At 66.3% G+C, this 10,359-nt stretch carries 10 protein-coding genes and 1 pseudogene; 7 read left to right on the top strand and 4 right to left on the bottom strand.

The window, feature by feature from the left end:
* Positions 1-309, top strand: a pseudogene (locus tag WAO18_RS17395) (hypothetical protein); the annotation flags it as partial.
* Between the two features lie 39 nt (positions 310-348).
* Here the strand turns inward: WAO18_RS17395 and WAO18_RS17390 are convergent.
* Positions 349-549: a hypothetical protein gene (locus WAO18_RS17390; RefSeq protein WP_422207480.1), complete on the bottom strand. Its 201-nt coding sequence runs from the start codon at positions 547-549 to the stop codon at positions 349-351.
* Positions 550-662: 113 nt separating this feature from the next.
* On the opposite strand from WAO18_RS17390, the gene WAO18_RS17385 reads away from it, so the two are divergent.
* Positions 663-2,921, top strand: coding sequence for a helicase-associated domain-containing protein (locus tag WAO18_RS17385; RefSeq protein ID WP_422207479.1), 2,259 nt, complete (start codon positions 663-665; stop codon positions 2,919-2,921).
* A gap of 78 nt (positions 2,922-2,999) precedes the next feature.
* Positions 3,000-4,649, top strand: coding sequence for a DNA repair helicase XPB (locus WAO18_RS17380; RefSeq protein WP_422207478.1), 1,650 nt, complete (start codon positions 3,000-3,002; stop codon positions 4,647-4,649).
* Here the strand turns inward: WAO18_RS17380 and WAO18_RS17375 are convergent.
* Together WAO18_RS17375 and WAO18_RS17370 are read right to left on the bottom strand one after the other, a co-directional pair.
* Positions 4,646-5,791, bottom strand: coding sequence for a thiolase family protein (locus tag WAO18_RS17375; protein ID WP_422207477.1), 1,146 nt, complete (start codon positions 5,789-5,791; stop codon positions 4,646-4,648). The two genes, WAO18_RS17380 and WAO18_RS17375, sit on opposite strands and share 4 nt — an antisense overlap.
* 11 nt (positions 5,792-5,802) lie before the next feature.
* Positions 5,803-6,216: a Zn-ribbon domain-containing OB-fold protein gene (locus WAO18_RS17370; protein ID WP_422207476.1), complete on the bottom strand. Its 414-nt coding sequence runs from the start codon at positions 6,214-6,216 to the stop codon at positions 5,803-5,805.
* 190 nt (positions 6,217-6,406) lie between these two features.
* Here WAO18_RS17370 and WAO18_RS17365 point away from each other — a divergent pair, with 190 nt between their 5' ends.
* A complete protein-coding gene (locus WAO18_RS17365; RefSeq protein ID WP_422207475.1) occupies positions 6,407-6,700 on the top strand; it encodes a putative quinol monooxygenase in 294 nt (97 codons plus the stop codon).
* Here WAO18_RS17365 and WAO18_RS17360 read toward each other — a convergent pair.
* Positions 6,697-7,686 (bottom strand): LLM class F420-dependent oxidoreductase, encoded by a 990-nt coding sequence (locus WAO18_RS17360; protein WP_422207474.1) that lies wholly within the window; start codon positions 7,684-7,686, stop codon positions 6,697-6,699. The two genes, WAO18_RS17365 and WAO18_RS17360, sit on opposite strands and share 4 nt — an antisense overlap.
* Before the next feature lie 56 nt (positions 7,687-7,742).
* Here WAO18_RS17360 and WAO18_RS17355 point away from each other — a divergent pair, with 56 nt between their 5' ends.
* The 3 genes from WAO18_RS17355 (at position 7,743) to WAO18_RS17345 (ending at position 10,303) form a co-directional block, all read left to right on the top strand.
* Positions 7,743-8,951 carry an FAD-dependent monooxygenase gene (locus WAO18_RS17355; protein WP_422207473.1) on the top strand — a complete coding sequence of 403 codons (1,209 nt, stop codon included), beginning with the start codon at positions 7,743-7,745 and terminating at the stop codon, positions 8,949-8,951.
* A gap of 56 nt (positions 8,952-9,007) precedes the next feature.
* Entirely contained in the window at positions 9,008-9,868 is an 861-nt protein-coding gene (locus WAO18_RS17350; protein WP_422207472.1) for an LLM class F420-dependent oxidoreductase, read from the top strand.
* A 96-nt stretch (positions 9,869-9,964) separates the two neighbouring features.
* On the top strand, positions 9,965-10,303 hold the full coding sequence (locus tag WAO18_RS17345; protein ID WP_422207471.1) for a hypothetical protein: 339 nt from the start codon (positions 9,965-9,967) through the stop codon (positions 10,301-10,303).
* Positions 10,304-10,359: the final 56 nt, after the last annotated feature.

Here is a 10,359-nt window from a genome sequence, read left to right as displayed (position 1 = left end):
CCCGAGGCGCCCGCTCCCGCGGATGCACCGCCGCCGCCCCCGGAGCCACCCGCTCCCCCGGCCGAGCCGGTGCAGGCCGAGCCGGTCCAGGCCGAGTCGGTCGCGATCGAGGCACCCGTGGATGGGCCGCAGGAAGTTCATCAGGCCGACGCAGTTGCTCAGTGGACCGTCGTGCCACAGGCGCCCGCTCCGAGTGACCCGGCGCCCGCGCCGTCGCAAAACATGGACCCGAGCTACCTCAAGGATCTGCTCAAAGCCATTCAGTCGCAGAGCGTGAGTGGTAACCCGGCGCTGTCGTCCCTCGCCTAGACGGCGCCGGCAGGACGTCGCAAACTGCGGTCGGTCCGCCTAGCGGCTGACGTCGGTGACCGGATGTACGTAGGGCAGCTCGTCGGCAGGCAGCGGAAAGACCAGGTCGCCGAAAGGCGACAGCGCGCCAGTCCGATCGGTTGCCAGTTCGCTCACCGCATGGTCGTCAGGGTTGGTCGTCGGCCAGCCGTTGTCGACGTAACGGGTCTTCTGCGCCTTCTTGTCAGCCACGGGGTCCATTCTGACAGGTTCCGAGCGACCTCGGTGGCCCGGCCGTCGGATTCCCCGCGGCCCGCCTTGCCCGCCGTCGGCTGGCAAGGCGCACTCCCCGTGCTGCTTTACGCTGGTCAGCAATGACCGAACACACCCCGGGCATCCCGCTGGGGTCCTGGCTGGCCGAGCTGCCCGACGACCGGCTGATCCGTCTGCTGGAGCTGCGGCCCGACCTCGCCCAGCCGCCACCGGGCAGCATCGCCGCGCTGGCCGCCCGCGCTCAGGCTCGCCAGTCGCTGAAGGCTGCCACCGACGAGCTGGATTTCTTGCGGCTCGCGGTGATCGACGCCCTGCTGGTGTTGCAGGCCGACGCCGCGGCAGTGCCGGTTGCCAAGCTGCTCGCGCTGATCGGCGACCGGGCACCCGAGGCCGAGGTTCTCGACGCACTCGACGACTTGAGGGAACGCGCCCTGGTCTGGGGTGACCTCGAGCTGCGAGTGGCCCCCGATGCCGGCGGCGGATTGCCCTGGTACGTCGGACAGGTGACCCTGGAGGACGCCTGGCAGAGCTCGGAGCAGATCGCCGAGGCGCTTGACGGCCTCGACGAGCCGCAGCGAGAGCTGCTGGACCGGCTGCTGGAAGGCTCCCCACTCGGGCGCACCCGTGACGCCGCACCCGGGGCGCCTGGGGATCGGCCAGTGCCGCAACTACTTGCGGTCGGACTGCTGCGGCGCATCGACGCTGACACGGTGATCCTGCCCCGCCATGTCGGGCAGGTGCTGCGCGGCGAAGAACCCGGGCCCGCGCGGCTCGCGGCACCGGATCCGGTGGTGTCGAAAACCACAGCCGCCGACGCAGACGCCGCAGCCGGCGGTGCCGTCATCGACCTGCTGCGCGAAATGGACGTTCTCATCGAAACACTCAGCGCAGCACCGATTTCCGAGCTGCGCAGCGGCGGACTGGGGGTGCGAGAGATTCGGCGACTGGCCAAGATCACCGGGATCGACGAGACCCGGCTGGGATTGGTCCTCGAATTGGCCGCCGCCGCAGGCCTGATCGCCAATGGCATCCCCGACCCACAGCCGGTCGGTGGCGAGCCGCCCTACTGGGCGCCGACGGTGGCCGCTGACCGGTTCACCGAGGCTTCCGCCGCCGAGCGCTGGCATCTGCTTGCCACCACCTGGCTTGACCTTGCGGCCAGGCCGGCGTTGATCGGCAGCCGCGGCCCTGACGCCAAACCCTATGCTGCGCTGTCGGATTCGCTCTACTCGACGGCGGCCCCGCTGGACCGCCGGCTACTGCTGGACATGCTGGCTCAGCTGCCGGCCGGCGCCGGAGTCGACAAGACCACCGCGTCGGCGGCGTTGATCTGGCGGCGGCCCCGTTGGTCCAAGCGGCTACAGCCCGGGCCGATCGCCGACCTACTGGACGAGGCGCAAGCGCTCGGCCTGGTGGGCCGCGGCGCGATCAGCACACCGGCCCGCGCGGTCATCCGCGGCGCGGACGACGGGAAGGCGATCGCCGCCATGGCGCGGGTCCTTCCGCCACCGATCGATCACTTTCTGGTGCAGGCCGACCTGACCGTGGTGGTACCAGGGCCGCTGGAGCGCCACCTGGCCGAGCAACTGTCAGCGGTGGCCACCGTCGAGTCCGCCGGCACGGCGATGGTGTACCGCATCAGCGAGCCCACGATCAGGCATGCGCTCGACATCGGCAAGACTGCCGACGAATTGCATTCCCTTTTCCACAAGCACTCCAAAACACCTGTGCCGCAGGGTTTGACCTACCTGATCGACGATGTCGCCCGCCGGCACGGCCAATTGCGGATCGGTATGGCCGCGTCGTTCTTGCGATGCGAAGACCCGACGCTACTCGCCCAGGCGGTGGCCAGCGCCGCGCATCTCGGCCTGCGGGTGTTGGCACCGACCGTCGCGATATCCCAAGCACCGATCAGCGAAGTGCTCGCGACGTTGCAGGATGCTGGATTCGCACCGGCCGCCGAGGACTCCACCGGCACCATCGTCGACATCCGGGCTCGCGGAGCGCGGGTTCCCGCGCCGCAGCGCCATCGCCCACACCGGCCGATGTCCCATCCCAGCACCGACACTCTCGGCGCGGTCGTCGCTGTGCTTCGCAAAGTCACCACTGCGCCGTTCGGCAGTGTCCGGATCGATCCGGCGGTGGCGATGTCGCTGCTGCAGCGAGCCGCCCGGCAAGACGAGACTGTACTGATCAACTACGTCGACGCCGCCGGGGTGGCCACTCAGCGGGTGGTGTCGCCGATAACCGTGGCCGGCGGACAGCTGGTCGCGTTCGATTCGGCCTCCAGCCGCGCCCGTGAGTTCGCCATCCACCGCATCACCTCGGTGGTTCCGGCCGACGACGAGGACCGGCGTTAGTTGTCGGCGGATTACGGATAATGGAGATATGCCGCCGGCGACGATGCAGAACGAAGTGATGAGGAGGAGCGGCGCTGAATGACTGACGGACCGTTGATCGTGCAGTCCGACAAGACGGTGCTGCTCGAAATCGACCACGAGCTCGCCGGTGCGGCACGCGCCGCGATCGCGCCGTTTGCGGAATTGGAGCGCGCGCCCGAGCACGTGCACACCTATCGGATCACGCCGCTGGCGCTGTGGAATGCCCGCGCCGCGGGCCACGACGCCGAGCAGGTCGTCGACGCCCTGGTCAGCTTTTCGCGCTACGCCGTTCCGCAGCCGTTGTTGGTCGACATCGTCGACACCATGGCCCGTTACGGTCGGCTGCAGTTGGTGAAGAGCCCGGTCCACGGCCTGACCCTGGTTAGCCTGGACCGTGCGGTGCTCGAGGAAGTGTTGCGCCACAAGAAGATCGCGCCGATGCTGGGAGCCCGCATCGACGATGACACCGTGGTCGTGCATCCCAGCGAGCGCGGCCGAGTCAAGCAGATGTTGCTCAAAATCGGCTGGCCCGCCGAGGATCTGGCCGGCTATGTCGACGGCGAGGCACATCCGATCAGCCTGCGGCAGGACGGCTGGCAACTCCGCGACTACCAGGAGATGGCCGCCGAATCGTTCTGGGCCGGCGGCTCCGGCGTCGTGGTCCTGCCCTGCGGCGCGGGTAAGACGCTGGTCGGCGCGGCCGCGATGGCGAAAGCCAGCGCGACGACGTTGATTCTGGTCACCAACACCGTCGCGGGCCGTCAGTGGAAACGCGAGCTGATCGCCCGAACCTCGTTGACCGAGGAGGAGATCGGCGAATACTCCGGTGAGCGCAAGGAGATTCGGCCGGTCACGATTGCGACCTATCAGGTGATCACCCGTCGCACCAAGGGCGAGTACCGCCATCTGGAGTTGTTCGACAGCCGCGACTGGGGGCTGATCGTGTACGACGAGGTGCACCTGTTACCGGCCCCGGTGTTTCGGATGACCGCCGACCTGCAATCCCGCCGACGGCTGGGGCTGACCGCGACGCTGATCCGCGAGGACGGCCGCGAAGGCGACGTGTTCTCGTTGATCGGCCCTAAGCGCTATGACGCGCCGTGGAAAGACATCGAGGCCCAGGGCTGGATCGCGCCGGCGGAGTGCGTCGAGGTACGGGTCACGATGACCGACAGCGAGCGGATGATGTACGCCACCGCCGAGCCCGAAGAACGCTACAAGCTGTGCTCGACGGCGCATTCGAAAGTGGCTGTGGTCAAGTCGATTCTGAGCCGGCACCCCGGCGAGCCGACGTTGGTGATCGGTGCGTATCTGGATCAGCTCGATGAGCTCGGCATTGTGCTGGACGCGCCGGTGATCCAGGGCTCGACCAAGACGGCCGAACGCGAGGCGCTGTACGACGCGTTTCGCCGTGGCGAGGTGAATACCCTGGTGGTTTCCAAAGTGGCCAACTTTTCCATCGACCTGCCGGAAGCCGCTGTCGCGGTGCAGGTTTCGGGCACATTCGGCTCACGGCAGGAGGAGGCCCAGCGGCTCGGCCGGTTGCTGCGGCCGAAGGCCGACGGCGGCGGCGCGATCTTCTATTCGGTGGTGGCCCGCGACAGCCAGGACGCCGATTACGCCGCGCACCGGCAGCGCTTTCTGGCCGAGCAGGGCTATGGCTACATCATCCGCGACGCGGATGACTTACTGGGGCCGGCCATTTAGAGCGACAGGATGGTCGCTGATGCGGTGCCGGGTGCGCCGTACACCTGGGCCAGGCCGACGCGCGGGTTGCCGGGCACCTGACGTTCGCCCGCCTCGCCGCGCAGCTGGCGGACCAGCTCGTGCACCTGGCGCAGGCCGGACGCACCGATCGGCTCGCCGTTGGCGATCAGCCCGCCGTCGGTATTCACCGGAATAGTGCCATGGATCTCGGTGGCGCCGTCGGCTACCAGCTTCTCCTGCTCGCCGTCGGCGCACAGGCCCGTCTCGGCCATGTGGATGATCTCGGCGCCGGCGTCGGTGTCCTGCAGCTGAGCGACGTCGACGTCCTCCGGTCCGATGCCGGCGGCCTCGTAGGCGGCCTTGGCCGCGTACACGGTGGGTGAGACGTCCTCGTCCAACGGGGCGAAGGTGGCGTGCACCTCGTAGGCACCGAAGGTCCGGGTCCGGATCTCACTGGCCCGCACGTACACCGGCTTGTCGGTGAACTTGTGCGCGATGTCGGCACGACACATGATCACCGCCGCGGCGCCTTCGTCCGGAGCACAGAACATGTATTGCGTCAGCGGATAGTTCAGCACCGCTGAGTTGAGGATCTGATCCTCAGGGATTGGCTTGCGGCGGAACGCGTTCGGGTTGATCGCGCCGTTGCGGAAGTTCTTCGCGGCCACCTTGGCCAGGGTGGCCTGGGAGATGTTGTGGTCGTGGATGTACTTGTTGGCCTTCATGCCGAAGAACTTGGTGGTGACGAACTGCCCGTTGTTGGCATACCACTGCGGTAACGCCAACTTGGCCGGGTCGTCGGTGAACGCGCCGCGCGGGTGCTTGTCCAGTCCGATCGCGATGCCGATGTCGTACTTACCCAACCGAATGGTGTCGGCGGTCTGCTGAATGGCACTTGCCGCGGTGGCGCAGGCGTTGAACACGTTGGTGAACGTGATGCCTGTCAGCCCGACCAGACGGGTCACCGCATCGGGGTTGGACACCTCGTGGCTGCCACCGAAGCCGAATTGGATGTCTTTCCAGTCGACTCCGGCGTCTTTCAATGCGAACTGTATGGCGTCAGCACCCATCTGCATCGCGGTCTTGTCGAACCTGCCGAAGGGGTGAAGGCCTACGCCGATGATGGCTACATCATTGGTCATGTCAGGTCTCCTTAAACCGGCTGGAAGGCGAACGTGACGACCTCGTTGCCGTCCGCGTCGGTGGTGAGCGGCACCATGGTGAGTTCGACCTGCTGGCCGAACTTCAGCTTGGCCGGATCGTTTTCGGTCAGCCGGCCCTCGACTCGGATCACGTCGCCGAGCTGAACCAGACCCACCCCGAAAGGTACGAAGTCATCGCCGGTCGGACCGGCATACGGGGCGCCGGGCGGAAAGCCCTGCGTGGTCCAGGTGATCAGGGTTCCGCTGCGCGGCAGCAGGTGTTCGCTCATCGACGAACCGCTGCAGCGCGGGCAGAGCTCCTGCGCGGGGAAGGTGGTGGCATTGCAGTCCCCACACCGGCTACCGATCAGCTGAGGGTTGTCATCAGGCCAGGTAGAGATAGTGGCATCGATTGCCTTCTGCATCGAGAGATCCTCCGTCAGCCGCCGCTACGATAATGCGCTCACCAAACGGTACAACAGCGTTCCGCAAAAGCGGAAACCGCGTTCTCATCTCTATTCCGGAGGCGCCCGACTTCGTTAAACGGGTCGACCGTAGGTTCAACGGTGTGCTCGGTGGTGAGCAACACGAAGTGACGACCACGAGGAGACGACGATGACGGTCACGGTGACGCTGGAACTCAGGTTCAAGCCCGACGAGGTCGCCGCGGGACGCGAGCTGATGGGCCGAACGCTGGAAGTCACCCGGGCGTTCGACGGGAACGTGCGCACCGACGTGCTCGTCGACGACGACGACGAAGCCCACTGGCTCATCTACGAAATCTGGGAGACCGTCGAGGCAGACGAGGCCTACCGCGCCTTTCGCGCCGGCGAAGGCAAGGTGACACAACTGCCGCCCCTGCTGGCCGCGCCCCCGGTGAAGATCCGCTACCGCACCAGCGACGTCTAGCTCAGCGCCGGGATCACTTGGCGCTCAAAGAGTTCGATCCCGGACCGGTCGTATGCGGCTTCAGGGAAGTAGCAGATCACGTACTCGCAACCGAGGTCGCGGAGCTTCTGCAGCCGCTCGATTACCTGCTCGGTGGTGCCGGTGGCCGAATCCGGCCCGCTGGTTCCGCTGAGCATCGCATCGGCCGCCGACTCCGGCACGGGGCCGACCAGCCGATCGCGGATGCGCTGCAGGCGGTCCTTGACGGCCGTCTCCGACGTGTCCACGATCGCGTTGACGTTGACCGAACGCACGATGGCGTCGAAGTCGGTGCCCACATCTCGGCAATGACCGGCGAGCACATCGGACTTATGGGCAAATCCGGCCGGCTCGCCGGTGAAGTTGGTGTACTGTGCGTATTTCGCCGCGATGCGCAGCGTCTTCTGCTCGCCGCCGCCGGCGATCCACAGCGGAATCCCGTTGTCCTGCAACGGTGTCGGGGCTACGATCGCGCCGTCGACCTGATAGTGCTTGCCGGCGAAGCTGACTTTCCCGTCGCGCCAGGCGGCACGCATGATCTGCACACCCTCGTCGAGTCGGCCCAGTCGCTCGCCCGCTGACGGAAACCCGTAACCGTATGCGCGCCACTCGTGTTCATACCAGCCACCACCGATGCCCATCTGGACGCGGCCACCGGAGATGATGTCCGCGGTCGCGGCGACTTTGGCGAGATAGGCGGGATTGCGATAGCTCATCGCTGTACACATCTGACCGAGCTTGACTCGCGACGTGGTGGCCGCATAGGCCGACATCAATGACCATGCCTCGTGGGTTGCCTCGCCGGTGGGCATCGGCACGGTGTGAAAGTGGTCGTAGACCCACACTGAGTCCCACGCACTGTCGTCGGCATAGCTGGCCAGGTCGCGCATCACCGCCCAGTGCTTGTCGACGTTGATGCCGACCAGATCCAGTCGCCAGCCTTGCGGGATGAAAAATCCGAATCGCATAACCTCGGACTCTAGCCCGGCGAAGATACGAGACGGGCAGGCCGTTGGGAGGTCTGATGCGGATCCTTATCTCGGGTGCCAGCATCGCCGGACCGGTGCTGGCTTATTGGCTCGCGCGCGGCGGTTTCGAGGTCACCGTCGTCGAGCGCGCACCGGCGCTGCGAAAGACCGGCGGCCACGCCGTGGACTTGTTCCGTCCGTCGATGGAGATTTCGGCGAAGATGGGCGTCTTGCCGCGCATCGAATCGCTAGCCACCGGCACGGATCGGCTGACGCTGTATCGCGAGGGCAGGAGTCGCCCAGCACGCGTCGACCTCACCAAGATTGTCGGCGCGGCATCCGACCGGCACGTCGAGATCATGCGCGACGATCTCAGCGAGGTCTATTACGACGCCGGCCGCGAGCACATCGAGTATGTGTTCGGCGACTCGATCGAGTCCATCTCCCCCGACGGCGAGGTGACGTTCGAACATGCGGCGGCGCGCAGGTTCGACGTCATCGTCGGGGCCGACGGGCTGCACTCGAATGTCCGGCGTCTGGTGTTCGGTGACGAGGCCGGGCTCACCCGGTTCATCGGTGGATACCTCGCGGTGGTGTCAGTGCCCAAATCGCTTGCGCCTGACGGCGAGATGATCATTCACGCCGGAGTTGGGCGGATGGCGGGCATCTACACTGCGCAGCACCTTGACGACGGCCGGGCGCTTTTTATGTTCCGGCGCAAGACGGAGCTGGACTACCACTACCGAGACACAGTGCGGCAGAAGGAACTACTGCGCGACGCGCTCGCCGGGCTGGCTGCGCAGGCGGACCGCTGGCTGGCCGAAGTCGACGACACGCCCACCTTCTATTTCGACTCGATCAGCCAACTCTCACTGGATATCTGGTCACGAGGCCGAGTCGCCCTCGTTGGCGATGCCGGATACTGCCCGGGGCCCGCGGTTGGCGGCAGCACCAGCCTCGCGGTCATCGGAGCGTACGTGCTGGCCGGCGAGCTCATCGCGGCTCGCGGAGATCATCTGCGCGCATTCGCGGCCTACCAGCAGGAGATGGCCGAGAAGGTCAGTCGTAGCCGGGTCTTCGCGCGAGGCGCCGCCAAGACCCTCCTTCCCGGCTCCAGCGCGGGGGTATGGGCCGTCACCCGTGGTGCACAGTTGGTCTCGTCGCTGCCCGCGCCATTCACCAGGGCTGCCGCGAAGTTGAACACCAAGGGCGTACGGATGCACGACTCGATGGCAGTACCCGACTACCCCGATGTAAGCATCTGAGACGATGCCCCGAAGCCATGAACCACGGCCGCCTGCCACGAGAGGAATCACCGTCGATGGACCTCACCGGTATCGGGATCTGGAGTAGCCAGCTTCGCTACGGCAACCCCGCTGAATCCGCGGACGCAGCAGCGGAATTGGACGAGTTGGGGTTCCGGGCACTGTGGATACCCGACGTTGGCGGCGCGGTCTTCGACGCGGTGGGCAACCTCCTCGCCGCGACCAAGCAAGCCACGATCGCGACCGGGATCCTGAATCTCTGGATGCACACGCCGAGCGACGTCGCCGCGTCATACGCAGAACTGACTGCCGCCCACGGCGACCGTTTCCTGCTGGGTATCGGGGTCAGCCACGCGCCGCTCATCGATGCCGGCGAGCCTGGGCGCTACCGCAAACCGCTGGCGGCCACCGTCGCCTTCCTGGACGCCATCGACGCCACCGAACAGCCGGTGCCGACCGAACGACGGGTGCTGGCTGCGCTCGGCCCGAAAATGCTGTCACTGTCCGCGAGACGTGGCGCCGGTGCACACCCCTACCTCGTCACCCCCGAGCACACCGCAGTGGCCCGTGGGACTCTGGGCGACGGACCATTGCTGCTGCCAGAGCAGACCGTGATTCTCACCGACAGCGCCGCCGAAGCACATGCTATCGGAACCGACTGGCTGCGTTCGTATTTGGCTTTGCCGAACTACGCCAACAATCTGCTGCGTTCCGGCTTCTCCGAAGAGGATCTGGCACAGGTGAGCCCGCGCCTTTTCGACGCGATCATCGCGTGGGGCGACGAGGAGGCAATCCTGCGTCGGGTCTCCCAGCATCGTTCGGCCGGCGCCGATCACGTGTGCATCCAGGTGTTGCTGAGCGACCCGAAAGCCTATCCACGCGAGCAGTGGCGCCGAATCGCGGCGGCTTTGACCTAGCGAGTCACGCCCGTCACTCCGGGAGGCGGCACCCGATGTGCCCGCCTCACAGCGACAACCGTGCTCGGTGTCGTAGCTCTGTGCGATGTTTCGCCGATGAATCAGCGTCACCTCCGAGGCATCGAACTACGCTACGTGCTCACTATGCACCTGGCCCTGCACGGTCCGGCGACCGTCGCCGAGTTGATCGATGCCCTTGACCACCACGGCTTTTGGTTACGCGGGCGCCCATCGAAAGCTGTCTCCGACGCATTGCGATGGGAGGTAGAGCACGGTCGGGTGCACCGACTCGGGCGGGGCCGATACGGCCCGGGCTACATTCCGCGCTCAACCGACTATCGGATCCACCGTCGCGTGCTGGCCCTTCGAGAAGCCGTTGTCGCTGAGAGGCGGGCACAAAGTGTGCCCCTCCTCCGTAGATACCGGAGTGGCTGATGTGAATAGGCCAGTACCGTAGGTCTCATGTCTTCCAAGCACACGCTGTTTCGGAT

The organism is Mycobacterium sp., from assembly GCF_049278535.1.
GTDB lineage: Bacteria > Actinomycetota > Actinomycetes > Mycobacteriales > Mycobacteriaceae > Mycobacterium.
The sequence above is the reverse complement of the archived record's forward strand: the minus strand, read 5'-3'. Positions and strand labels throughout refer to the sequence as shown.

Coding starts and splice junctions, on each gene's coding strand:
- WAO18_RS17390 (WP_422207480.1), bottom strand. CDS start 549: ATGGACCCCGTGGCTGACAAGAAGGCGCAGAAGACCCGTTACGTCGAC.
- WAO18_RS17385 (WP_422207479.1), top strand. CDS start 663: ATGACCGAACACACCCCGGGCATCCCGCTGGGGTCCTGGCTGGCCGAG.
- WAO18_RS17380 (WP_422207478.1), top strand. CDS start 3,000: ATGACTGACGGACCGTTGATCGTGCAGTCCGACAAGACGGTGCTGCTC.
- WAO18_RS17375 (WP_422207477.1), bottom strand. CDS start 5,791: ATGACCAATGATGTAGCCATCATCGGCGTAGGCCTTCACCCCTTCGGC.
- WAO18_RS17370 (WP_422207476.1), bottom strand. CDS start 6,216: ATGCAGAAGGCAATCGATGCCACTATCTCTACCTGGCCTGATGACAAC.
- WAO18_RS17365 (WP_422207475.1), top strand. CDS start 6,407: ATGACGGTCACGGTGACGCTGGAACTCAGGTTCAAGCCCGACGAGGTC.
- WAO18_RS17360 (WP_422207474.1), bottom strand. CDS start 7,686: ATGCGATTCGGATTTTTCATCCCGCAAGGCTGGCGACTGGATCTGGTC.
- WAO18_RS17355 (WP_422207473.1), top strand. CDS start 7,743: ATGCGGATCCTTATCTCGGGTGCCAGCATCGCCGGACCGGTGCTGGCT.
- WAO18_RS17350 (WP_422207472.1), top strand. CDS start 9,008: ATGGACCTCACCGGTATCGGGATCTGGAGTAGCCAGCTTCGCTACGGC.
- WAO18_RS17345 (WP_422207471.1), top strand. CDS start 9,965: ATGAATCAGCGTCACCTCCGAGGCATCGAACTACGCTACGTGCTCACT.